Here is a 25816-nt window from a genome sequence, read left to right as displayed (position 1 = left end):
AGGAACGGGGAAAAGATGAAGAAGGGGAGCAAGGTTAAGATCAGGAGCTTCATGCAAGAGAAAGAATTCACTTAAAAAGGAAGATGCGTAATGGAAAAATGGTATGTGGAATTGAGAAAAAAGGTATGGTTGATTCCTTCCATTTACAGTATTTTAGGCTTGATCATAGCTGCTGCAGCCGGAGTCGTTGACTCTCAGCTCAACATAGAAAGTCTGCCGGAAATTTTCTATACTGAAAATGCTTTGGCACAATCCATTTTGACGGCATTATTGACGGCATTATTGACCATGACAACGTTCACCTTCTCAACCATAATGGTCGTGCTTTCAACTTATGCCTCCCAGTATTCACCAAAAACGATTAAAAATTTTATTACCGATTCCTTCACACTTAGAGTTTTAGGGGTGTTTATGGGTGGGTTTATCTATTCGACGTTATCGCTGCTATTCCTGAGGGGTTCCGATCAGCCCGTTATTTCAGGTACGGTTGGTGTCATCATTGCGATCATCTGTCTGATTTTCTTTGCGGTATTCATTCATCATGTGGCTAGTCATATCCAGGCGAGTCGTCTGATTGAACGCCTTGCAAAAGATGCAGACGGTGTGACCGATTATTATTTCGAACTTCTTCAGCAAAAAGGCATCTCCCTTGAACATGAAGGGGAGAATTGGGATCCTGAACCTTCGAGTTTTGATATCCAGGCGATGGATTATGGTTATTTACAATTTATTGATTTTGATAAGCTTGCGAAAAAGGCGATGGAACATGGTTTAAAAATTGAAGTGAATGTACCAATCGGGGAGTTTGTTCATAAGGCAACACCTCTGCTGACCGTGTATGTGACTTCTGAACGGCTTCCGGAAGTCAGGGGCGTGAATCTTGGCGACTGCTTTTTAATCGGCAATGAGCGTGATGTCAGACAGGATCCTATTTTTGCGCTTCAAAAAATGGTTGAGGTTGCCCTGCGCGCCATATCTCCCGGGATCAATGATCCAAACACAGCAAATGACAGCATCCGTCATATTGGACGACTGCTGGGGAATTTATCACAGCTCCCAATCCGGTCAATCCTCGTCGTCAACAAAGACAATCAGGGTGTCGTCAAATTCACACTGCCATCCTACAAAGATATTTTATATAGAACGTTTTATCAGCTTCGTCATTATGGGAAAGAGGATGTATCCGTTTTGTCTGCTCTGCTTGAGGCCATTGCATTTGCAGCAGAAAGCGCTCCTAAGCATCACTTAGAAGCGCTCGGTGAAATCGCCCAATACGTGGTTGAGCAGGCTGAACTCGGCGCCATGCCGGACCTTGACCATCACTGGCTGAATCAGAAAATCCAGGCGGTTGAGCGGATGACGAGACTATGACAGACTGAATAAAACGCTGAAATACAGTGAGGCGGTTACGCCCATCCCAAAAATGAAGGATGAAAAAGCAGGAAACGACCTGTAAAAAGACATTAGTAATAATAGGCTGAACATCAAAAACGACACGATGAATACCAGCATCTCTGTCTGGGCTGAAAACACAACAAAGCCGTTAATACCAGTAAGGTTTTGTACCATTTCATCCATCATCGGCCGGGAAGGGTCTGGTGGAGCTGTTTTAGATAAAACCGAAGTAACGGCAAAAACGACTGATAAAAAAATTGCTTCAACACGGATCATCGTAAATGGAGAATAGCGGTGATCCTTTAACTTTCTCTTTATCAAAAAAGCATTAGCGAAAGCAAAATAAAAAACAGGAATAAAGAAAACGAGCTTGAGCAGTAATAAATGCCCGTAACTAGTCGTTGCTGCATTAGCAGCTGAAAAATCGCCAGTCATCATATCCGCCATTAAATATCCTGTAACACCGGCAGTTACAACACACAGCATCGCGACGGGTGTGAACCATGACAAAAAACGGCTCCAATTTTCCCTCGAGCTGCTGAAAAACGCCACAACAAGCAGAATCCCTGTCCAACTGTGAAGGGCAGCCAGGTGAAATAAATGGTAGACCGCTCCGATCAATGGGGACACCGCTTCAGGATGACTGCCCCAGCTAAAGGAAAAAAACAGTGCAGTCAGCAAAAAGAAATTGGGCCAGACCCTTTCAGCCCTATTACGTGAAACCGCTGTGATGACAACGATGAGTAATGCACTGATCCAGACGGCAACCCATGACTGTCCGGCTGTAAAATCAAGCAATACGGTTGTGATCGCAGAGGAAAATCCCGCTGTATCACTCAATCTGATGATCAGAGGGACTAACGGAATAAAGGACAAAATCATGACTGCCGCAGTTGATCCAATGATCCATTCCCGTTTGACTGGGATCACCGGCTTTCTTGAAGGAGGAACGGCTTCAAGAATGAATAGGCCGGTTAAAAAAGACAGAGACACATATAAGAGCGTCTCTGCCACATACATCATCATTTCTTACGTCGCATGAAGAAAATCGCGCCGCCTGCAGCTGCAAGCGTCAGGAGTCCAATTGATGCCGGGACCACAATCGGATTTCTCTGACTTTCTTCCTGAGTTTCAGTGTCAATAGTCTGAGTAGCCACTTCTTCAGGTTCCTCTTCCATTACTGTCTCTTCAGAAGAAGCTTCGGTGTTCTCATCAACAGTTTCTTCGGCCATCTCTATCGTAAAAGAGAAGCTGCCTTCCATTTCATGACCATCTTCCCCGATGATATTCCATTCGGCAACGTAATCACCATTTTCAAGTGGTGCAGCTAACGTGGCGATCAATTCACCGTCGCCCGTTGTGATCTCTTCAACAGGAACATCCTGTCCATTTGCATCCGTTAATGTGATCACACCTGATTCTTCGATTGGTGTATCAAACTGAACGGATACCTCAGTCGTTTCTGTATCAATAACAGCGCTGTCTTCCGGTGAAGACCCGGTCATATGCGTATGCGCAAACGCGGATTGTGCCGATAAAAGTAAGCCGATTCCTACAGCCATTAAGTATTTTTTCATCATAATCTCCTCCAAACAGGTTCGTTATATGAGAAACGGAGCCTGTCTGGAAAAGGATCACTTTTATAAGAAAATTAATCCGCTGCAGAAGGGATTAATGACTGTCCATCTGCAAACTTACGGTACAGGTCATGCGTTGTATAAAGTTCATGGTGAGTACCGGATCCGGTAGCCTGACCATTTTCAATAAAGATGATCTGATCAGCGTGAAGAACCGTTGAAAGCCGGTGGGCGATCACTAATGTCGTACGACCTTCCATCAGCCGCTGCAATGCTTCCTGTACCAGGATTTCTGAAGAACTGTCCAAATTGGAGGTGGCTTCATCTAATAACAGGATTTCAGGGTCAAGAATTAAAGCGCGGGCAATGGCGATCCGCTGTCTCTGACCGCCTGAAAGTCTGATCCCGCGTTCACCAACCTCCGTATCATACTGGTCCGGAAGTGCTTCAATGAAGTCTGATGCATTAGCAGCCACCGCTGCAACCTTAATGACGTCATCCGGTACGTCATTTTTCAGCCCATACGTTATATTTTCTTTAATCGTACCTGACATGAGTGGACTTTCCTGGGATACATAGCCGATTCTGCGTCGCCAGTCCTCCAGCGGAAATTGATCGATGCTTTGTTCCCCGTAGGTGATGGCTCCATTAACCGGCGTATAAAAACGTTCAACCAAAGAGAAAATGGTTGTCTTTCCTACACCACTTGGTCCAACGAAGGCTGTCATTTTACCTGCAGGAACTGTAAAGGAAAGGGAAGAGAGAATCGATTTCTTTTCATTGTAACGGAACGATACATCGCTGAAGGTTAAATGATCATACGCCCCGGCAGTCTGTTTACTTTTTATCGAAGGTTCAGGCGTAATTTCTAGAATCGCCTGAATTCTCTCCGTTGCACCGACCGCTTTTTGAAAGGCAGTAAAGAAATTAGCCATCTGCGTAAACGGGACAACAATCTGGAATAAATAAAAAATAATCGCGACGAGGTCACCTGCGGATAAAGCCCCGGAGGATACCTGACTTCCACCGTATCCAAGGATCACCACGAGAAGCGCCATCATGACAAAGGTCATCACTGGTGAAATGACAGCCTGGACTTTCGCTTCCTTCAAACCAAAACGAAATAATGTCTGAATCCCCTCTGATCCTTTAGCTGCTTCTTTTTCCTCCGCAGCATACGCTTTTACAAGCCGGACTTCTGACAGAACACGTCCAAGCAAGCCGGAAAAAGACGCCATTTCATCCTGCACGGACTTGGAGATCCTGTACATCATTCGGCCGAGAGGCATAATGATCAGTAATGTGACGGGGACGGAAATTAACAAAATCAGCGTCATGCGCCAGTCAATATATAAAAGAAGCAGGACCGAACCAATCACGGAAATGATGCCGGATACAAACGTAACGAGGTGCCCGGTGATCAACTGCTTCACCGTTGACGTATCCTGCGTGATCCGGCTCATCGTTTCGCCGGACTCGTGCTGATCGAAATAAGGAATAGGGAGGCGGATAATGTGTCGCCACAGTTTCTCCCGCAGGTCCGCTACAATCGTTTCCCCTATGTAGGCAAGCATGTAGTAAGACACCCCGCCTGTAATTCCCTGCACAAGAAAGACGCCGATTAATAATCCAAGCGTAGACCAGCTGATCGCAGCACCTGTGACCGTGTTGACGAGATCTCTTGTTACAAGTGGAATAATTAAACTCACGACTGTTTCAATTAAGGCAAACAGCAGGGCGAAAACGGTGATCCATTTTGGCCACTTTAACTGCTTTAACAGCCCAAGAAAAGCCTGCCACTGGACAGGCTTTTTCGTCTCTTTTACTTTCATAAAAATGTCTCCTCTGACTGATTTTAAGGCATGGAATCAAGAAGCTGTCGGTAGACCTTCGCTTCTTCTGCCTGACCCATAATAAGGTACATATTAGATATCTTTTCAATAGGACCCCGTGATTCAGGATTCAGCTCCATTTCATAACTATAGCATTCAAGCGCATCCTGATAGTAACCGATCCGCTCATACAACTCTCCGGCAAGCGCCTGCTGCTCAGGATCCTCGGCAATCATCGATAACCGTTCAATATCCTGATAGACAGGAAGTGAAAGACCGCTCAGTTTGACAGGCTCCAAATCCTGAAGAACTTTTTGAAAATCCTTTTCATAATGAAGTGAAAGACAGGAAATCAACAGAAGGTTTAATTCATCCGGCTGCTGATGGAAGAGTGGAACAAGCCGTGCACAAATTTTATCGATTGGAATGTTTTTCATCACATGCTGATCCTTAAGCATCATCTGTAAAACCCGCCTGTCAGCTCCCGAAGGTGTAAAGGGGTGCATAATGAGCGTATGGAATGCTTCAGTATACTTTTCAGATTTTACATACTGCCTGTATAACTCCTTAGCAGGCTCTTCAAATCCGGCATGGAGAAGGGAATCAAACATCTGCTGCTGCTGATCAGCAGTCAGTGACAGCTTACAATACGTTAAAAGTGTATTGAACGTTTCAGGAGAAGGGTGTGACCGGTAAGACTCCTCTTTTATCGCGAGAATGTAAGGAATACTGAAGGAAGCTGTATCACGCCGCTTCCATTGATAAATTCTTGTTTCAGATACATCGAGCTTTTGTGCGCGCAGCGCGATCACCCACTCATGTTCAGGGAACACATCCTTCATCAGGTGAAGGATCATATCCGCTTTCTTAAATTGTCCTTCCCGTTTACATTCATAAAAACAATCCCGAATCACTTTGAACAGTTTTTCCTCCTTAATCAACCCGTCAAAGCAGCTGAACAACTCAGCCGTTTTTACTGGATCCTTCTGATGCTGCAGAACCTGCAGAAGGGAAGTGAAGGAACGGTTTAAAACAGTGCTCTCGGGGTGTACAAACATATCTGAAATCGGATGAGGGTACAAAAAAACAATTCCCTGCGTGAACGCTTTTTCAGTGTAGCTGCCCAATCTGGAGCGGCTCACCTTCTTAGCGGCAAGGAATTGTCGGTCGTCAAAATATAAATGATAAAGCTGTCCATCATCGTTAGTCGCTTCGATGATCGAACATGGAACGTGAATGGCAAGTCGAACAGGCGTCATCGTATGAACAGTCTGATCCTTTTCCTTCAAATAAAATCGCTGTGGATTCATTCTCGCTCCTCCTCTCGGGTCTTCTTTATCATACCATATTCTCATGCTGAAGTTATGGAAGATTACCAGTTATGAAAACAAACCGCTGATCTCCGTTCCAGGCGGACGCTTTCCGTGGCCGGGCGGTGAGCCACCTAATGCTTCGCATTATGGTGTCTCACCTGACCCTTCTATGCCGCAGGAGTCGCCGCCTTCCACTCCGATCAGCTGAAATAGGCTTAATAAAAGTGAAAAGTAATCTGTAAAGTCGATTTTACGCATAGGTATTATGATTCTAATGAACTAGGACTTTTGTTCTTTTGAGACTCGAAATAGTATAACGAAGGCAAAAAGTCCTTCAATTAGTAAAAATTACACGTGTGATTATTCACTTTTTTCTGAAAATTTAGCATGGTAGACTGTAAAAGCATGACAACTATTTAGTACGAAAGGAGAAATAAAATGAAAAAGTCTTCGGTAGTAAAAGTCCTATCGTCGAGTGCGCTCGTACTGTCACTATTCGCTCCGGCAGCTCTTGTACCTCAGAAAGCAGAGGCAGCTCCTGCAAATACAGATATCAGCAACTGGAACACAGAACGGTATGGGGACCGTCTGGACGTTGATACGTATCTGCAGAATTTGTCTGAGGACCAAACTTATTTAAAGCAGGCAGAAAGAAAAATGAAAGAGCAGGCAGCCCAGCTCGATGCGGAAGAGGTAACAGAATCTGAAGAAGGTGATGAAAACTTTACATATGATGGGGGAACGAAGCTTTTCCTTGATTATAACCTTCAATTTAGAGAGTACACGCTTCGTAGTGTAGGTGAAAACGTAGAAGTCTGGGTAGCAAATGACTTAAGTTATCCTGAAGGAGATCCACGGGGTGCTGATGTCGTTACACAGGAACAAGTGGACAAGCTGACGGCTGAATTTGACTCTAATATGTACCCTGTTGCGACTGATTTCTTCGGTACTCCAGATCAGCTGGACGGATCCAACTCTCCATTACCTGAAATGGTCGGCCTTCCGGAAGGATATTATGAAGGCAGCGATAAAGTTTTGATGATGATTGATAACGTGAAAGATGATGCGTACTACAATCCGGACTATCCATTCTTTGTAGCAGGATTCTTCTGGCAGACGCTTGAGAATTATACAGACCGCAATATGATTACGATTGATACAAATAACTGGGAAGAGCGTCTTGAGTCAACGTTTTATGCAACAACGATTCACGAGCTTCAGCACTTAATTCATGCGGACAACGACTCTTCTGAGGAAACATGGCTGAATGAAGGGATGTCTACATTCTCTGAATTCCTTGGTGGATATGGACACGGAGAGGGATCGATCAACTTCTATTTAGATCATCCGGAAAATTCTCTGGTTAACTGGGACGAGCACCGCAGCGCCCCAACCGGCCCGGAGACAATCGCTGATTACGGTCAGGTGTACCTGTTCACACTATACTTGTATGACAAATATGGACAGGAATTTATTCGTGAACTGGCTACTTCTTCTTCACAGGGAATCTCTTCAGTAAACGAAGTGTTTGAATCAAACGGTATTGACCAGACATTCGAAGGTGTCTACCAAAACTTTATTACGGCTCTGGCTTTAGATAGTAGTAAAGGAAATGACGGCGTTTATAAATTTGACAGCATTAACCTTCGTGACCTTCCTGTAGATGCTGAAGGCACGAAACGTGGCAAAACAATCAATTACGAAAATGCACTTGAAGTTGAAAAAGAAGGCGTTCCTGCATGGGGCGGAGATTTTAAATCCATTGATTTCACAAAAGAAGTAAAAGGATTTACCTTTAACGGAGCAGATTTCCTGCCACAGCAATGGCAGTCTGTTGCAGACCCGTTGAATGCAGATAACCAGGTTCTTTGGGGTAATGTTGGAGCGGAAAGTGATAATCGCCTCATCTTTGGTGCTGATCTGACTGGCGTTACTGAAGCATCACTGGCTTTTGATCATTTCTATGAAATTGAAGAGCAGTGGGATTTCGGAACAGTTCAGGTTTCAACAGACAATGGTGAGACATGGACATCACTAGGAAATGAAAACACACGTACAGACATCGTAGCGGAAGGCTATCCAACCATTAAGGAAAACCTTCCTGGATTTACTGGTACAAACGGTGAATGGACATCTGAATCATTTGATCTGAGCGCATACGCAGGTCAGGAAATTCTCGTTGCATTCCGCTACATGGAAGACTGGGGCACAAGTGAAAGCGGCTGGTTCATCGATAATGTATCTCTTGAAGCAGCAGGTTTCGAGTCAGATGGCTCTAGTGTAGACGCATTCAAATCACTGGATGAAATTCAGGGTAACTTCGTAAATTACACTGTGACATTTATCCAGGAACGCGGTAAAGGAAACGCGCCACCAAAAGTGATTCAAGTGGATCCTTTCAACATAACAGATACACAGGCTCTACAACTTAACCAGCTGTTCAAAGATGGAAATGTTAAAATGATCACATCATATGCAGCACCGGACGGCGTTAAAAACCCGGTAGAATTCACATACGAATTGCTTTTTAAAGAAGACAAAGGCAAGGGTAAAAAGAATAAACGATAATATTCTATGAAAACCGGAGCAGAGGTCGTTGACCTGCTCCGGTTTTTTGTAGTTTGAAAATTGTGGATAACGAGAGGTGGTTATCGACATATTGTGGATCACTACCGACAGAAAATGCACAGCTATCAACATTTTTAAACCAGCTATCAACAATTTTCCCTGCTCTATCCACAAAAGAATGGCCTCAGGGAAGTCTATCAACAGAAACCAAGGACCTATCGACATATATTCTATAGCTATCAACATTTACTATATTCTTATCAACAAAACGCTTGAAAATGTATCCCTGAATTATAAAAAATTTTAATGATTTCTGATTCAAAAGACGGTGGCGTATCCGAAGACCACTGAGGTAGAGAAGCACTAGCTGGCACACCGCCCGGCCGCAGCTAGACACAAAGGAAAGCGCAGGAGGGGCCAGGACCGGCTTATGCCACATAACACCCAATCCATTTGTCCACAACCAACAAACATGATAAAATAAAACCGTACAAAAACTCGATTAAAACAATTCATTTCAGTCAATAGTGTTTGTGTGGAAAAGACAAATGTAAATCAGGAGGAAATGAACATGGCAAAGGTATTGGACCAGTTTTTACAGGAAAACCTTAACGACTTGAAAGAACGAGGCCTCTATAACGAAATCGACCCCGTAGAAGGCCCGAATGGTGCCATCATCACGATTGGCGGTAAAGAGCTGATCAACCTTTCATCTAATAACTACCTCGGTCTTGCAACAAATGACCATTTAAAAGAAGCGGCTAAAAAAGCCATTGATCACTACGGAGTAGGAGCCGGAGCCGTTCGTACGATCAACGGAACGCTTGATGTTCACGTGAAGCTTGAAGAAAAGCTTGCTGAGTTTAAAGGAACAGAAGCAGCAATTGCTTATCAGTCCGGTTTTAACTGTAATATGGCTGCGATCTCAGCAGTCATGGATAAAAACGATGCGATTCTATCTGATGAACTGAACCATGCATCGATTATTGATGGCTGCCGTCTGTCAAAAGCAAAAATCATCCGGGTCAACCACTCAGACATGGAGGATCTCCGCGCCAAAGCAAAAGAGGCGACTGAGTCAGGTCTTTATAATAAAGTAATGGTCATCACAGACGGTGTATTTTCAATGGATGGGGACGTTGCAAAGCTTCCTGAGATCGTTGAAATCGCAAAGGAATTTGACCTGATTACTTATGTGGATGATGCGCACGGTTCAGGTGTAATGGGCAAGGGGAAAGGTACAGTCAAACATTTTGGCCTTGAAAAAGAAATCGACTTCCAGATCGGTACGTTATCTAAAGCAATCGGTGTAGTAGGCGGTTACGTTGCCGGTTCACAGGATCTGATTGATCTGTTAAAAGTCCGTTCACGTCCGTTCCTGTTCTCAACAGCATTGACACCAGGGGATACTGTAGCGATCACTGAAGCGCTTCAAATGCTGATGGACAGCACTGAGCTTCATGACAAGCTGTGGGAAAACGGAGATTATTTAAAAGCAGGTCTGAAAAAGCTTGGTTTCGATATTGGAGACAGTGAAACACCAATTACACCTTGTATCATTGGAGACGAAAAACTCACGCAGCAGTTCAGTAAACGTCTGTTTGAAGAAGGCGTCTATGCAAAATCAATCGTATTCCCAACCGTTCCACGCGGCACAGGACGAGTAAGAAATATGCCAACAGCAGCACACACGAAAGAAATGCTGGATGAGGCGATTGCCGTATACGAAAAAGTTGGTAAAGAGCTCGGGATTATCAAATAATAATGTAAACAAAAAGGCTGGTTCAGTTATATTCTGAGCCAGTTTTTTTCATGCCTAAAGTATAGGGTGGTTACACAGATTCATATGGTCATGTTTATTCTTTTTAAAGAGTGCAAATATCAAGCAAGTAGGGCCTGATCATTTTTAAGATTCTTTAGCTGTAAAGTGAAAGGTGAGACAGTAGTGAAGCATGGCTGTTTCGCTGCTTAGTCGTGTAAAGTGAGGGAATGGCCCTGAATGGTTTATATGATGTAACCAAAGATAAAAAAATCCCTCATCCGATTAAACGAATGAGGGATTTTTAAATGATTACTCAGAGATTGTTACATCTTTAAGCTGGTAAAGTCCGTTTGGAAGGATTGAGAATCCTTGAACGTTATCACTTACACCAGTCAGGTACTCAGTGTGGTTGATGTATGCCATTGGAGCAAGTTCAACCAGACGTTCCTGAAGCTGAAGGTAGATGTCTGCACGAGCATCCTGGTCAGTTTCCTGACGTCCTGCTTCCAGAAGCTGATCTACTTCATCATCACGAAGGAATGAACGGTTACCCGGATCTCCAACTTGTGAAGAGTGGAATAGAGCGTAAGTAGCATAGTCAGCGTCTCCTGTTGGAGTTGACCAGCCAAGAATGAACATATCATGCTGACCAGCAGCAGTCTGCTCAAGGAATGCACCAAACTCAAGAATTTGGATATCAACTGTAATGTTAAGCTCAGCTAGAGCTTCCTGAACAAGAATTGCGATCGCCTCACGCTGTGGGTTATCGTTTGTCCAGATAGATGTTTCAAAACCATCAGCAAGTCCTGCTTCTTCAAGAAGAGCTCTTGCCTGATCCATATCGTACTGAAGTGGTTCTACGCTTTCGTTAAATCCGAATACACCTGGAGGAATTGGGCCGATTGCTTCGATTCCGTATCCTTCATAAATACCTTCAATGATAGACTGCTTGTCAATTGCCATAGAAATCGCCTGACGTACACGTACATCATTGAATGGTTCTTTATCCATGTTGAAACCTAGATAAGCTAAGCTTGTTGAACTTTGGATGTTCATGCTCGCGCCATCAAGGTTGTCTACACGAGAAACTTCATTTGGCTGAACAGGATCAATAATGTGAGCATTTCCAGTTTCAAGCTCAGCAAGACGAGTTGCTGATTCAGGAACTACGCGGAATGTTGCAGAATCAATTCCTGCAGGCTCTCCCCAATACTCATCGAACTTAGTAAGGACAACTTCTTCACCTGGAGTCCAAGAGTCAAACTGCATGAATCCAGTTCCAACAGGGTTTTGAGCAATTACAGATCCTGGCTCAGAACCTTCTTCCATTGCAGCATAATCAGCTTCAATAGCATCTAGAGAAATCATTGCACCACCGCTGTGTGTAAGGTGAGCAAGAAGTGGAGCGAATGGATATTCAGTCGTAATTTGAACAGTGTAGTCATCTACAACTGTTACTTCAGTGATCATTTCATAAAGGAAACCACGTGGTGATGCAACAGCTGGATCAAGAACGCGGTCAAGGTTAGCTTTTACTACTTCAGCTGTGAAGTCAGAACCGTCGTGGAACTTAACTCCTTCGCGAAGTTTGAATTCCCAAGTAAGGTCATCAACTGGCTCCCAAGACTCAGCAAGCATTGGCTGTAGCTCGTTATTTTCATCCTGGAAAATGAGTGTTTCATAAATGTTAGCTTGTACGTTAGATGAAGGAACATCGTTTGAACCGTGTGGATCAAGAGATGATACATCAGATAGGACGTTCAGCATCAAGTCGCCGCCAGCTGCAGCTTCTTCGCCGGTACCTTCGTCAGAACCGCCGCCTTCGTCAGCGCCGCCGCCCTCATCTTCGCTTCCGCCGGCACATGCTGCGAGGAACATTGCCAGTACAAGCGTCAGTAAAAATGCCCAAAGCGTTTTTTTACTTGTCAAAAAAATTACCCCCCATATTTAATATGTTTGAATCGAAATTCACGCCCTATTAAGCGCAATATTCAAAAAATAATATATCGTAAATTTTTGAATATTACAAGTGTGTAAAAAAAGTTACGTTCAAAAAAGATAAAATTTAAGTATAGAAATGCAAAAAATGGATCTTGTGATAGATATATCAGCATAATTTATGATTGAACCTATTATCCTAATCCTTAGACTTTCTAAGCTTTCAAGTCAATCATTCTCTATTAGTGTGAAGTGATGAAGTGTACTATATTAGTATCTGATTCGTTCCAATATTATCCTCAGAAAAGCAAATTGTGATATTTTTATACAAAAAAGTTCATAATAAAAGATATTAGAATAGTTTCATTTTTGTCTAAAATACGTTAATATTGTTTAGGTGTGTAACATTCTTTAAATAGGATATGTTACAAGATTTAAAGTAAAGAGAGGGTGTAAAGTATGAGCGAAAACACGGTTAACGAGCCGGTTACAGCAAAACGGGTCAATCCAAGACTTGAAAACTATAAAATCATTTGGAAAAGACTGCGTAAAAATAAGGCGGCTCTTGTCGGCGGTTATTTAATTCTTTTCTTCATTATTGTCGCAATAGTCGGACCAATGTTTACAACAATGTCTCCGAATGCGACAGACATTACTAACAAACTGGCCCCGCCATCTGCGGATAACTGGTTTGGTACAGATGATTTCGGCCGGGATATCTTTACAAGGATCATTCACGGAATGTGGATTACCCTTTACGTAGGTTTCCTGTCAGTTATTATCGGAATTGTATTAGGAGTACCATTAGGTGTTATTGCAGGTTATTACGGAGGTATCATTGATAGCATCATTATGCGGATCATGGATATTCTTCTTGCGTTCCCGGGTATTCTTCTGGCACTTGCGATCGTAAGTGTACTTGGAGGAAGTCTTCAAAACGTAATTCTTGCAGTAGGTATCTTCTCGGTGCCGGCATTTGCCCGTATCGTACGTGGATCTACACTGTCAGTTAAAAAACTGGAGTATGTTGATGCTGTTCGTGCACTTGGTGCATCCGATTTCAGAATAATCTTTCGACATATTATGCCGAACGTTATGTCTCCAATTATTGTTCAATCAACACTTCGTATCGCAACAGCGGTCTTAACAGCGGCGGGTCTGTCATTCCTTGGACTTGGTGCACAGCCACCGACTCCTGAATGGGGGGCAATGCTTTCGGATGGTCGTGCTTATATGTATGATGCATGGCACGTTGCTTTCTTCCCGGGCATTATGATCGTCATTGTGGTATTGGCATTTAATATTTTCGGAGATGGACTTCGTGACGCACTCGATCCGAAAATGAAACAATAAATAGGAGGTGTAACGCATGACGAAATTTATTATTCGACGTCTTTTACAGACGATTCCTGTTTTATTCGGGGTATCGATCCTCGTTTTCTCATTAATTCACCTGATTCCCGGAGATCCGGCTCAGATTATTGCCGGAGAGTCTGCACCGGAAACACAGGTTGAACAGATTCGTGAAAGATTAGGTTTGAACGAACCACTACATGTTCAATATGGAACGTTTGTTGGAAATGTATTAACAGGAGATTTTGGTACTTCTATCCGAAGCAGCCGCCCTGTAGTTGATGAAATTGGCACGCGTTTTTGGGTTACCGTTGAATTAGCGGTATACAGTACCATTTTAAGTGTATTCATGGGACTGATTGCAGGAATCGTTTCTGCGGTTCGTCATTACACAGTCACAGACGTTGTGATCATGATTGTTGCACTGTTCGGACTTTCAATGCCGAACTTCTGGCTCGGACTCATGTTAATCCAATGGTTTGCCATTGGGAATTGGATACCTGAATCGCTTCAGCCATTTCTTCAGATGCGTGCATCCGGTTGGGGTGACGACTGGAGACAGGTTGTTCTTCCGGTATTTACGCTTGGTACAGCCGGGGCAGCGATTATTGCCCGTATGACCAGATCCAGTATGCTTGAAGTTATCAGTCAGGATTATATCCGTACGGCTCGTGCAAAAGGTGTGAAGGAACGTGTTGTAATTTATCAGCACGCTTTAAAAAATGCCTTGATTCCTGTCGTTACAGTAGTAGGTCTTGAATTTGGTGCACTACTTGGAGGTACTGTTTTAACTGAAACGATCTTTGCCATTAATGGTATGGGCCGTTTAACAATCCAGGCTATTAATACACGTGACTTCCCGGTTGTACAGGGAACAGTATTAATTCTTGCCTTCCTGTTCGTATTTGTTAACTTACTTGTTGATATTTCTTATCGATTCCTTAATAAGCGAATTGATCTTAACTGATAAATTTTTTGAAATGAGGGGTGAACATAATGAGCTCATCAGAAAACATTTTAGAAATCCGCGAACTTCAGACATCGTTTTTTACTGATGAAGGTGAAGTAAAAGCGGTTGACGGCGTAAGCTTTGAACTGCCCCGTGGAAAAACGCTTGGTGTAGTAGGAGAATCAGGATCAGGTAAAAGTATCACAGCCTTATCTATTCTGAATCTTTTAACGAAACCGGGTAAAATAAAGGGCGGAGAAATCCGTTTTAAAGGCGAAAATATCGTTCAGTATTCTGAAAAGCAGATGCGCGCCATTCGTGGTAATGATATCTCAATGATCTTCCAGGAGCCAATGACCTCACTGAACCCTACTTATACAGTAGGAAAGCAGATTATGGAGTCGATTCAGATTCACCAGGGTCTCGGGAAACGTGAAGCAAAATTAAAAGCAATCGAAATGCTGAAACTGGTAGGAATTCCATCACCGGAAAAGCGTGTAGATCAGTATCCATTTGAACTGTCTGGTGGTATGCGTCAGCGTGTCATGATCGCGATCGCACTATCTTGTAATCCTGATATGCTGATTGCCGATGAGCCGACAACAGCACTTGACGTAACGATTCAGGCACAGATTCTTGACCTGATCCGTGAACTGCAGAACAAGCTTCATATGTCTGTGATCATGATTACGCACGATCTTGGTGTTGTTGCTGAAACATGTGACTATGTAGCGGTTATGTATGCTGGTCAGGTTGTTGAATATGCAGATGTTCGTACGCTGTTCAGAAAGCCTAGACATCCGTATACGGTTGGATTATTAAACTCTCTTCCGCGTCATGATATTGACCAGGATAAATTAACGCCTATTAAAGGAACAGTACCAAGTCCATTTAATATGCCGACAGGCTGCCGTTTTGCACCACGTTGCCCGGCTGCAACTGAGCTTTGCAGAACAAAGCTTCCTGAACTTGAAACAGATGAAAACAAAAATCAGATTCGCTGTTGGATTTACTCAGATGAGTGGGACGGCGATCCGGAGGTGAATATCTATGGCCAAGAAAGAACTGCTAAAGGTTGAGGGCTTAAAACAGTATTTCCCGATTAAAGGCGGATTCTTAGGCAGAACGGTCAATCACGTTAAAGCCGTAGATGATATCAGCTTTACCGTTTATGAAGGGGAAACTGTCAGTATTGTAGGGGAATCCGGTTGTGGTAAATCTACTACAGGCCGTGCGATTCTTCGTCTGGATGAGCCGACTGAAGGTGTTGTTTCGTTCGAAGGAAAAGACCTGACTACTTTATCTAAAAAAGAAATGCGCGCTATGCGTAAAGATATGCAAATCATCTTCCAGGATCCGTACGCATCGATCAATCCACGTCAGATTGTATCTGCAGTAATTGAAGAGGCGATGGATATTCAAAATACGGTTCCTAAGAAAGATCGTCGTAAGAAGATTGAAGATCTTCTTCAGACAGTAGGATTACAGCCGTTCCAGGCAGATAAGTATCCTCACGAATTCTCGGGCGGTCAGCGTCAGCGTATCGGGATTGCCCGTGCCCTGTCGGTTGATCCTAAGCTGATCATTTGTGACGAGGCAGTATCAGCGCTTGATGTATCGATTCAGGCACAGGTACTGAATCTTCTTGAAGAGCTTCAGGAAGAGTTTGGTCTGACATACCTGTTCATTTCCCACGATCTAGGGGTTGTACGTCATATCTCTGACCGTATCATCGTTATGTATCTCGGCAAGATTGTTGAAATTGGAGATAAGCACTCTCTATTTGACAACCCGCAGCATCCATATACAAAAGCACTTTTATCAGCGATTCCGGTTCCGGATCCTGATCGTAAGAAAGAGCGTATTGCACTTAAGGGAGACGTTCCTTCACCAATCAATCCGCCAACAGGCTGCCGCTTCCATACGCGTTGCCCGTTTGCGACTGATAAATGTAAAACGGATACACCTGAACTTCGTACAACTGACTTCATTAAAGAAGGTCACCAGGCTGCATGTCACTATATTGAGCAAATTCAATCAGGTGAGCACAAGCCAAAGGACTACTCTGCTGAAGCGATTGTCGGTAAAGGACAGGAAGTATAATGAAAATCCGGCCTGCTGAGGGCCGGATTTTTTATGTTTTATGAAAAAAATTCGGGACCTTTTAATCTTAAGTATCTTAATCTTTTTAGATATGTATTCATTACATAACGATAACTCCATATACAATAATGAAGATGGATATTGCTGTTAATACAGCCTCCTGGTAAAGAATAATATCCATGGAAATGAGTAGGTGATGTCAAAGTTTTTTGTCCTTCCGGTATAAACATTTTGATTAAAGTATGATAAATTATAAGTGTTAATAACATTTATATTAATTATTTGTCCTTCTTGTGTGGACATTTGTTTTTATCATAGGAATCAACGGAGGGAAATGCGATGAAACGAATACTGGTAACAGGTGCGCTTGGTCAGATCGGATCAGAGTTAATTACGAAGCTGCGGAAGGAATACGGTGCAGATCATGTGATTGCGACGGATATCCGGACGGCTGATTCAGAGGTTGTTCATGGAGGTCCTTTTGAAATACTGGATGTAACGGATGCCGCTAAGATGAACGAGCTTGTGTCAAAGTATAAGGTTGATACTATGATGCATATGGCGGCACTGCTTTCAGCACGAGCGGAGGAAAATCCACAGCTTGCGTGGCATTTAAATATGGGTGGTCTGGTGAACGGTCTGGAAGCTGCACGTGAACACCATCTGCAATTCTTCACGCCAAGTTCGATCGGTGCGTTTGGTCCGGATACACCAAAGCATGGAACGCCTCAGGATACGATTCAACGTCCGACGACGATGTATGGGGTGAACAAAGTTTCTGGTGAACTGCTGTGTGATTACTATTTCACACGTTTTGGTGTGGATACACGCGGCGTGCGTTTCCCGGGTCTGATATCTTACGTAACGCCTCCGGGTGGCGGTACAACAGATTATGCAGTCGAAATCTATTATGAGGCATTGAAATCAGGAAAGTACAATTCTTACATTGATAAAGGAACGTATATGGATATGATGTATATGCCGGATGCGCTGCAGGCGATCGTTGACCTGATGGAGGCAGATCCTGCCAAGCTGAAACACCGCAACGCGTTTAACGTAACGGCAATGAGCATCGAACCGGAAATGGTGGCTGCTGAAATTAAAAAGCATATTCCTTCGTTTGAAATCTCTTACCAGCCGGATCCTGTCCGTCAGTCGATTGCTGACAGCTGGCCTGATGCAATTGACGCTTCGGCAGCAAAAGCAGAGTGGGGATTCAAAGCTGAATATGATCTTGCTACGATGACAGCTGATATGCTACAGAAATTAAAGACGGGTATCCCGCAATAACTAAAAATGTGTAGAGGCTGAGACTAAAAAGTTCTCAGCCTTTTTCACGTTTAAAAAGTAACCTTATTATACGCTTGAAAAGAGTCTTGGACATGTGTCATTCTTTCGACCTTTTGTTACAATCTTCGACATGGTATGATAGATGCATATGTTAATTCTTTTTAAGGATGGCAGGTGATGAAATTGCTTCAATCCTATACGTTTTCGCAAATTAAGGGACTGCTGGCGGCGATTGCCGGTTTATTCCTCGTACAAATTGTTTTAATTTTGTCAGGTATTTATGAATGGCTTCCTGCTGAAGCCTATATTATTATTGAAGCTGTTGTAGCGATTGTCACACTCGTGATTGGATATTTGATTTATCAACGCTCAAACGCACTCAGAAACCTGTTTAAGGAAATGGAAGAGGAAGAGTTTAAAATGGTGGCGCTGATTCAGTCCATGCCTGATTTTGTCTGCTTTAAAGATGGACAAGGCAGATGGATCCGCACGAATGATTTTGGGCTTGAGCTTTATGGATTAAAAGGCGAGCCATACATTGGTAAGACAGATCATGAGCTCGGGAAGATTAATCCCTTTTTTCAGGAAGCTTTCGACTACTGTATGGACACAGACGAAGAAACATGGCAAAAAGGTGAAACAGTCCGGACTGAGGAATCTTTCTTTATTGAGACTGGTGAATATAAGTCGTTTGATGTGATAAAGGTTCCTATTTTTTATGAGGACGGTACACGAAAAGCATTGATTACGCTTGGAAGAGACATTTCACAGCAAAAAAGTGCCGAAGAACAGCTTTTAAGAAGAGAAAAATTAGCAGTGGCGGGTGAACTTGCATCAGGAATTGCCCATGAAATTAAGAACCCTCTGACAAGCTTAAAAGGATTTGTACAGTTAATGAAAGAACAGCCCTCACTGCCTAAAGAAAACATTGATATTATGTCATCTGAAATTGACCGTATTTATGCAATTGTTGATGAATTACTTGTTTTGTCGAAACCTGAGCTGAGGAAAAAAGAGTTCTTTTCATTGTGCGATTGTGTGGGTTACGTGATTAACTTTATGAAGCATCAGGCTGCTCAAAAAGACATCCGCATTCTGGTGGAAAAAGTGGACGACTCAGAAAAATTTGTTCATGGTGATCGTAATCAGGTCATTCAGGTGTTCATTAATCTGATTAAAAACAGCATTGAAGCAATGGATCATGGCGGTGAAATTAAAATACGTCCACGTGTAAATGAAAAAGAAGTTCATCTTGAAATCGAAGATACCGGGCAAGGCATCCCACAGGAAATAATCGAGAAAGTCAGTGAACCTTTTTATACAACGAAAGAAAAAGGAATGGGGCTGGGATTAACGATCTGTCATAAAATCATTCAGGCACATGATGGTGAGCTTTCGTTTCGCAGTGAACCCGGAAAAGGAACCACTGCTACGATTACCCTGCCTGTCACAATCCGCAAAAAAGCACTTCCCGTCTCGTGATGGGAAGTGCTTTTTAGTAGAAATATAAAAATAGATTCTAATGATTTTTGCGTTTCATACTTATGGTTGAAGAAAAGCACTGACTGAGTAACGGAATTCCCCCGAAGACTCCTACAGCGGAGAAGCGACAGGTGAGACAGCTTAGTGCGAAGCACTAGCTGGCTCACCGCGCGGCCCTGGAAAAGCGGAGGCGGGCGTTAAGGGACGTACAAACTGGACTGGCCCCGACGGAGATAAAGGAAACACAGCGAACGCAGTGAGCTGATGTTGACTTATCGGACGAGGGGACGGGAAGTTTGCTAGTCCCTGACCGTCGCAGCTAGACAAAGGAAAGCGAAGGGGGAATTCCGTTACGGTTTTATCATTAGAACAACAAATGCGCCACGCCTGCGATGATTGGCAGTGTGATGATGGTACGAAGCAGGAAGATCAGGACAAGATCAAGGAAGTTCACCGGCACCTTTGATCCTAACAGTACGCCGCCAACTTCAGACATGTAAATCAGCTGAGTCACAGAAACGGCTGCAATCACAAATCTCGTTAATTCTGAATTGATGCTTTCACCGATAATGGCTGGCAGGAACATATCTGCAAAGCCGACAACCATTGTCTGTGCCGCATCTGCAGCCTCAGGGATTTGAAGAAGCTCAAGAATTGGAACAAAAGGTGTTCCTAAGATCACAAAGAAGTTTGTGTTTTCAGCGAGAATCAGGGCAATCGTACCGAAAGCCATAACAACCGGAGCAACACCAATCCACATATCCAGAACGTTTTTAAATCCGCTTTTAAAGAATCCGCCTACGCTGTTGTTCTTTTTAGCAGCAGCAAGTGCCATTTCTGTGCCGTGCTGAATTCGCGTTTTGCCTTCAGGGATGTCCTCAAGCTCGTCATCCTCCTCAGCTTCTGTTACGTAGGTTTTTTTCTTTAGAGATAGTGGTGGAATTCGCGGCATAATAATGGCTGCGACAAATCCTGCAAGAGCGACCGTTGCGTAAAACGGAACGAAGTACTGCGCAAGTCCGATCGTCTCAATCACGACAATACTGAATGTAATAGATACAACAGAGAAGGTCGTTCCAATAACGGCAGCTTCACGCTTTGAATAATAGCCTTCTTCATACTGCTTGTTCGTCAGCATAACGCCGATCGTTCCATCACCAAGCCATGAAGCAAGCGCATCAATGGAAGAACGCCCAGGCAGACGGAATAATGGGCGCATAATTTTTGCCATTAATGCCCCGAACCATTCGAGAAGACCAAAGTTTAATAAAAGTGGTAAAAATAAACCAGCAAAAAAGAAGATCGTAAATAACAGCGTGATTAAACCTTCTTCACCAAGCAGAAGCCCGCCTGTGTATTCTGACCAGATTAATTCTGTCGAACTGCCGCCTAACTGATAAAAAGTAATGATGGCAAATACAGCGGCGATGACCCGGACAATCACCCAGAACCATCCAACAGCAAACAGGTTCGTCAGGAAATCACTGTTAGTGATAAATGAAGGTTTAACAATACGTGCGACAAGTGACAACAGTGCGGCCACCACAATCAGGATCGTCATAATACCAGGAATAGAAGGGCCGATTAAGCCTTGTAGCCAGTTTGACATAATCGCAATTGGAATCGTCACTGCCTCATCAGAAGGTAGAGGCGTCATAAATAAGAAAATCCCGATTAATGAAGGGATAATAAAACGTAAGTAATCAATAGCAGTTGGGTTTTTCATTCAGTTTCTCCTTTTTATAAACTGTCATTTTTATTATGTATTAAGTGAATAAAAATGAGACGAATCTAATTTTAATGCACACCACCTTTCAAATCAATCATTTTCACTAAAAGTTAATAAGATAGCGCTTTCATTATATCTGATTTAATTTAACCATTGTTATGTACCCTTTTCAATTAAGAAAAAACATTTAAATTTCTCATTTGATGATTAAAAAGGGTAAAATAGGGAATACTCACAACATGCAATCCTATTTAAAGAGGTGAGACAGGATGAATTCACTGAATCAGCTGACAGATTCAAAATTAATCGAAGCGTTTAAAACAGCGAAAGAAAGAAATCTATCATCAGATTTCATTCTTCTTTTGGAAAACGAGATGATCGAACGGAATATCCGTTGCCATATTGAAGCTTAACAGCAGCTGGCCTGCTGTTTTTATTTTGGTCTTTTTCGCGTTCATTTTGTCCTGATATGAACGCATTTTTAAATATTTGTAAATACTAAGCATTGAAAAGGTTTACAATTTTGATGCCGTGTTACACTATAACAATCAAAAGAAAAGGGTGAATACCATGATTAAAATGATTGCATCAGATATGGATGGCACTCTTCTCAATGGACAACATGCTGTTGGAGAAGAAACAGCCACTGCGATTAGGGAAGCACAAAAATCCGGTGCGAAAGTGATCATTGCGACCGGCCGTTCTTATAAAGAAGCATCTGAACCACTAAAAGATGCAGGTTTATCATTGCCACTAATTGTCGTAAACGGAGCTGAAATACGCGATGAAAATGGAAAACAGATCTATGTAAAGGGCATTGATTCAGCAATGGCCAAAAAATCAGCCGCTGAGCTTGAAAGACTTGGCATTTATTTCGAGTTATATACAGATCAGGGAACGTATACGAACCATAAGGAGCAGGGAATTGAACTGTTAATTGATATCTTCCTTACTTCTAATCCGGATACTCCTCTTCCTCATGTAAGAGAAGAAGCAAGTAACCGCTATGAAGAAGGAAACATTCATATTGTTGAAAACTACGATGAGATTTTCAACTCTTCACAGGTCATTTATAAATTCCTTGCATTTTCATCTGATCCTGATAAGTTGCAGGAAGCACGTACTGTTTTATCAGAGATGAATGGCCTAGCCGTCAGTTCATCTGGTAAAGAAAACCTTGAAATTACAAGTATTGATGCACAAAAAGGACTCGCACTCGAATGGTATGCAGCTCAGCATGGAATCAACCTCGCCGATGTCATGGCGATCGGCGACAACTATAATGACGTATCAATGATGAAAAAAGCAGGCTGGTCAGTAGCAATGGGCAATGCACCTCAGGACATTAAAGACATCTGCCGATTTACAACAGTCACAAACCGTGAAGAAGGCGTAGCCAAAGCCATTCAGGAACACGTGATTGGACAAACCGTATAATAAAACCTGCAAAACCGTTTTCTTCTATATGAGGGAAGCGGTTTCTTTAATTAAAAATCGTTCTTAGAACAGGTCAGCTGTCATCATTTAACGAACGACCTTACTGTAATGAGGTTTTATTAGTAGTATGAATTGTAAACATGCAATAGGGCTGGAACTATCCGGAGACTCCTGTGGCGGAAAGGGACAGGTGAAACCATTGTGCGAAGCACAAGGGGTTCACCGCCCGGCCACGGAAAGCGCAGGATAGCTCCAGCCCGGCTCTTTCTACGTTTCATGTGAACTTTTTCTCAATCATGTGATACACTCTAATCATCAAAATGCAGTGCAGGAGGAATATACAATGAAAAATGGCGTCATTTCCCTGGGAGAAGCTTTAATAGACTTTATTCCATTAGATGAAACAAACGCAAGCTACCATAAAAGTCCTGGCGGTGCTCCGGCAAATGTTGCAGTTGGAGTGGCACGTCTCGGCATCCCATCTTATTTTGCAGGAAAAGTAGGGGACGATGTACTCGGCCGCTTCCTTGAAAAAACATTAAAAGACTATGGTGTACATACAGAAGGCATGCTGTTTGACCAGCAAAACCGCACAGGTGTTGTTTTTGTCACACTCGGTGAGGGCGGCGAACGCAGCTTTGACTTCTATATTGATCCAAGTGCTGACCGTTTTCTGAAATCAGAAGAACTTCAGGAAAGCTTATTCGGCCAGGCAAAAGTGTTTCACTTCGGCTCTATTTCAATGATCAGCGAACCTTCAAAAAGTGCTACAATCCGCGCGGTCGAAATGGCAAGAGAAAACGGCATGATCGTTTCCTATGACCCGAATCTGCGCTTGTCCTTATGGAGCAGTGAAGAAGAAGCACGCCAAAAGATTGTCAGCATGCTTGATAAAGCGGATGTTGTGAAAATCTCCGAAGAGGAGCTTGAATTTTTAACAGGTACCGCAGATATTCAAAAAGGTGCCGAAGCCATGCAGCAATTCGATATTCCATTACTTTTGATCACAATGGGCAGTGAAGGCAGTTGGGTATTTACGAAAGACGGCGCTCTCCACGTTCCTGCAAGAAAAGTGCATGCCGTTGATACAACCGGTGCCGGAGACGCATTTGTATCAGGTATTCTCTACTCATTGCATGAATACCAAGGGGATATCGAAAGCCTGACACTTGAAGAGGCGAAAAGCATGGTTGAGCTCGCAAGCAAATCAGGCGCCCTTGCTGCATCTGTAAAAGGTGCCATGACCGCACTTCCGACGATTGAAGAAGTAAAGAACGCTTAAAAATTCAACCACAAAAAAATCCCGTGTCAGCCGACACGGGATTTTTCATTAGTTATAGCCCTGATTATAACGGTAGTTAAAGAAGCGCTCCTGGGAAACCCACTGGATAGCATCAGGGTCCTTCTCAGCAAGACGCTTTTCGAGGTCCTCAAGCATCCAGGCTGTCTGAGATATATGTGCTCTCATCGTATTTAGCTTCAGATCCTGCACTTCTGAAACATCATTAATGACATCAGGTTCGCCAAGCTCATCAGCTGTATGGTTCGCAAAAGCCACACAGTGAAGCTTTGGACGAGACGCTTCATCCATTCTGCTGACGGCTCTTACAACAGCCCGTGCTGTAGCCTCATGGTCGGGATGCACACAGTAATCAGGATAAAAGGTAATGACGAGTGATGGCTGAACGTCTTCGATCAATGCGTTCATCATATCAACCATTTTCTCATCGTCTTCAAATTCAACCGTTTTATCACGCAGCCCCATCATCCTTAAATCCTTTAAACCCATTGCATCAGCAGCCGCCTGCAATTCTTTTTTACGGATCTGCGGCAGGGATTCACGTGTTGCAAATGGTGGATTGCCGAGATTACGTCCCATTTCGCCGAGTGTCAGGCAGGCATAGGTGACGCCGGTTCCCATCTTTAAGTGACTGGCAATCGTTCCCGAAACGCCAAATGCCTCGTCATCAGGATGCGGAAATACAACTAATACATGTCTTTCTTTTTCTATCATCTGTCCTGCTCCTTCCTGCTACTCAAAAGGTGTTTCGCTAATCTGCAGGGACACAGCAAGCTTTCCCTGGTGATCATGGCCGGCCATCAGTAGACGCCCTTTATCATCAAGCTCATAATGTGTAATTCCCTGTGCATAAATCCAGCCAAGGTTGCCAAGCTTCAGCCCGACACGTGAAGGAACATCACCGATGATTTTACCTAACTCATACTCCACTTTTGCATTGCGGATAAAAGCGCCGGCATTAAAAAAATTCTCATCCACATGAGAAGCATACGAACCATTCGTTGTCTCTAAATGTATATAAACTTCTTTTTGCGCAAAGCGATCAATCAGGTTCTGGACCTCTTTCAAATTGACAGGCTCCATATTGCCCCTCCTTCTCACAACAAAATCTCTTTTCTTATTCTACTGCAAAATCAACAAGAATGCGAAAAGCCTGTTTGTGAAGAAAAGCGGAGGCGGGCGTTGAGGGACGTACAAACTGGACCGGCCTCGACGAAGATAAAGGAAACACGGTGAACGAAGTGAACCGATGTTGACTTATCGAACGAGAGGACGGGAAGTTTGCTAGTCCCTGCCCGGCGGAGCTAGACATCGGGAAAAGCGGAGGCAGGCGTTTGGACGCAATTTGCTCCAGCTTGGACACTTTCAGCCTCAGCTTGGTCACATTCGTTTAAATCTTGGACACTTTTGTGAAAATAGTCCGGCGTAAATCGGGAGCACTTCATGAATGTGACTAAATAAAAAAAACCGTGCATCAGCACGGTTTATTTCGTCGGATCCTGAATTCTGCTTTCATTTTCAGGTTTTGGTTGATACGTATGACGGTTTTCCTTCTCGGGAGTCCGGTCTTTATCCAGCGGTGCTTCATTGCCGTACTTGATTTCTTCTTTACGCTGTCCCGCATAAGCACCAACAGCAAAAAAGGAAATGACAGCTCCGATAATAGCAGCTGCAATCGAGATGCCGATTGACCCTGTGATCAGGTAAAAGCCGACAAATACGCCAATCAGTACAGCAATTGTAATGATAAAATTAAACATTTACCCACCTCATTTGGAATCCATTTAC

21 protein-coding genes are annotated in these 25816 nt (G+C 43.3%); 12 read left to right on the top strand and 9 right to left on the bottom strand.

From position 1 onward, the window contains the following. Positions 1–90: 90 nt before the first annotated feature. A complete protein-coding gene (locus H7968_RS01925; protein ID WP_227394561.1) occupies positions 91–1371 on the top strand; it encodes a DUF2254 domain-containing protein in 1281 nt (426 codons plus the stop codon). On the opposite strand, the gene H7968_RS01920 is transcribed toward H7968_RS01925, so the two are convergent. The 4 genes from H7968_RS01920 to H7968_RS01905 all read right to left on the bottom strand — a co-directional run bounded on the left by H7968_RS01920 (position 1366) and on the right by H7968_RS01905 (position 6114). Further along, on the bottom strand, positions 1366–2421 hold the full coding sequence (locus H7968_RS01920) for a copper resistance D family protein (protein WP_227394560.1): 1056 nt from the start codon (positions 2419–2421) through the stop codon (positions 1366–1368). The genes H7968_RS01925 and H7968_RS01920 overlap by 6 nt on opposite strands. Next, positions 2418–2972 (bottom strand): copper resistance CopC family protein, encoded by a 555-nt coding sequence (locus tag H7968_RS01915; protein WP_227394559.1) that lies wholly within the window; start codon positions 2970–2972, stop codon positions 2418–2420. The genes H7968_RS01920 and H7968_RS01915 overlap by 4 nt, the downstream gene beginning before the upstream one ends. A gap of 74 nt (positions 2973–3046) precedes the next feature. Then, on the bottom strand, positions 3047–4804 hold the full coding sequence (locus H7968_RS01910; protein ID WP_227394558.1) for an ABC transporter ATP-binding protein: 1758 nt from the start codon (positions 4802–4804) through the stop codon (positions 3047–3049). Between the two features lie 23 nt (positions 4805–4827). Then, positions 4828–6114, bottom strand: coding sequence for a hypothetical protein (locus H7968_RS01905; RefSeq protein WP_227394557.1), 1287 nt, complete (start codon positions 6112–6114; stop codon positions 4828–4830). A gap of 441 nt (positions 6115–6555) precedes the next feature. On the opposite strand from H7968_RS01905, the gene H7968_RS01900 reads away from it, so the two are divergent. Both H7968_RS01900 and H7968_RS01895 read left to right on the top strand, forming a co-directional pair. Further along, complete coding sequence (locus H7968_RS01900; RefSeq protein ID WP_227394556.1) at positions 6556–8685, top strand: choice-of-anchor J domain-containing protein; 2130 nt, start codon at positions 6556–6558, stop codon at positions 8683–8685. 571 nt (positions 8686–9256) lie between these two features. Continuing rightward, positions 9257–10447 (top strand): glycine C-acetyltransferase, encoded by a 1191-nt coding sequence (locus H7968_RS01895; RefSeq protein WP_227394555.1) that lies wholly within the window; start codon positions 9257–9259, stop codon positions 10445–10447. Positions 10448–10756: 309 nt separating this feature from the next. Here H7968_RS01895 and H7968_RS01890 read toward each other — a convergent pair whose 3' ends face one another. Then, a complete protein-coding gene (locus H7968_RS01890) occupies positions 10757–12376 on the bottom strand; it encodes a glutathione ABC transporter substrate-binding protein (RefSeq protein ID WP_319799474.1) in 1620 nt (539 codons plus the stop codon). 468 nt (positions 12377–12844) lie between these two features. On the opposite strand from H7968_RS01890, the gene H7968_RS01885 reads away from it, so the two are divergent. The 6 genes from H7968_RS01885 to H7968_RS01860 all read left to right on the top strand — a co-directional run bounded on the left by H7968_RS01885 (position 12845) and on the right by H7968_RS01860 (position 19562). Beyond that, positions 12845–13738 (top strand): ABC transporter permease, encoded by an 894-nt coding sequence (locus tag H7968_RS01885; RefSeq protein WP_227394554.1) that lies wholly within the window; start codon positions 12845–12847, stop codon positions 13736–13738. Between the two features lie 16 nt (positions 13739–13754). Beyond that, positions 13755–14705, top strand: a complete 951-nt coding sequence (locus H7968_RS01880; protein ID WP_134376447.1) for an ABC transporter permease — start codon at positions 13755–13757, stop codon at positions 14703–14705. A 29-nt stretch (positions 14706–14734) separates the two neighbouring features. Beyond that, the gene (locus H7968_RS01875) at positions 14735–15766 is read left to right on the top strand and encodes an ABC transporter ATP-binding protein (RefSeq protein ID WP_227394553.1); all 1032 of its coding nucleotides are present in this window, start codon (positions 14735–14737) and stop codon (positions 15764–15766) included. Beyond that, positions 15738–16790 carry an ABC transporter ATP-binding protein gene (locus tag H7968_RS01870; RefSeq protein ID WP_264476591.1) on the top strand — a complete coding sequence of 351 codons (1053 nt, stop codon included), beginning with the start codon at positions 15738–15740 and terminating at the stop codon, positions 16788–16790. Before H7968_RS01875 ends, H7968_RS01870 begins: the two co-directional genes overlap by 29 nt. Positions 16791–17129: 339 nt before the next feature. After that, on the top strand, positions 17130–18080 hold the full coding sequence (locus H7968_RS01865; protein WP_227394552.1) for an L-threonine 3-dehydrogenase: 951 nt from the start codon (positions 17130–17132) through the stop codon (positions 18078–18080). Positions 18081–18257: 177 nt separating this feature from the next. Then, entirely contained in the window at positions 18258–19562 is a 1305-nt protein-coding gene (locus H7968_RS01860) for an ATP-binding protein (RefSeq protein ID WP_227394551.1), read from the top strand. 364 nt (positions 19563–19926) lie between these two features. Here H7968_RS01860 and H7968_RS01855 read toward each other — a convergent pair whose 3' ends face one another. Beyond that, positions 19927–21288, bottom strand: a complete 1362-nt coding sequence (locus H7968_RS01855) for a YjiH family protein (protein ID WP_227394550.1) — start codon at positions 21286–21288, stop codon at positions 19927–19929. Between the two features lie 272 nt (positions 21289–21560). Here H7968_RS01855 and sda point away from each other — a divergent pair, with 272 nt between their 5' ends. The 3 genes from sda to H7968_RS01840 all read left to right on the top strand — a co-directional run bounded on the left by sda (position 21561) and on the right by H7968_RS01840 (position 24010). After that, positions 21561–21704 (top strand): sporulation histidine kinase inhibitor Sda, encoded by a 144-nt coding sequence (gene sda, locus H7968_RS01850; protein ID WP_227394549.1) that lies wholly within the window; start codon positions 21561–21563, stop codon positions 21702–21704. 157 nt (positions 21705–21861) lie between these two features. Beyond that, a complete protein-coding gene (locus H7968_RS01845) occupies positions 21862–22728 on the top strand; it encodes a Cof-type HAD-IIB family hydrolase (protein WP_227394548.1) in 867 nt (288 codons plus the stop codon). A gap of 343 nt (positions 22729–23071) precedes the next feature. Then, a complete protein-coding gene (locus H7968_RS01840) occupies positions 23072–24010 on the top strand; it encodes an aminoimidazole riboside kinase (protein ID WP_227394547.1) in 939 nt (312 codons plus the stop codon). A gap of 48 nt (positions 24011–24058) precedes the next feature. Here H7968_RS01840 and bshB2 read toward each other — a convergent pair whose 3' ends face one another. From bshB2 to H7968_RS01825, 3 genes are all read right to left on the bottom strand, one after another. Next, positions 24059–24742, bottom strand: a complete 684-nt coding sequence (gene bshB2 / locus H7968_RS01835) for a bacillithiol biosynthesis deacetylase BshB2 (RefSeq protein WP_227394546.1) — start codon at positions 24740–24742, stop codon at positions 24059–24061. Between the two features lie 18 nt (positions 24743–24760). Next, positions 24761–25111 carry a YojF family protein gene (locus H7968_RS01830; protein ID WP_227394545.1) on the bottom strand — a complete coding sequence of 117 codons (351 nt, stop codon included), beginning with the start codon at positions 25109–25111 and terminating at the stop codon, positions 24761–24763. Between the two features lie 401 nt (positions 25112–25512). Further along, positions 25513–25788, bottom strand: a complete 276-nt coding sequence (locus H7968_RS01825) for a hypothetical protein (RefSeq protein ID WP_227394544.1) — start codon at positions 25786–25788, stop codon at positions 25513–25515. Between the last annotated feature and the right edge of the window lie 28 nt (positions 25789–25816).

The sequence above is a fragment of the Jeotgalibacillus aurantiacus genome (assembly GCF_020595125.1).
In the GTDB taxonomy this organism is placed as follows: Bacteria; Bacillota; Bacilli; order Bacillales; family Jeotgalibacillaceae; genus Jeotgalibacillus; species Jeotgalibacillus aurantiacus.
This window is presented reverse-complemented; position numbering and strand designations above follow the sequence as displayed.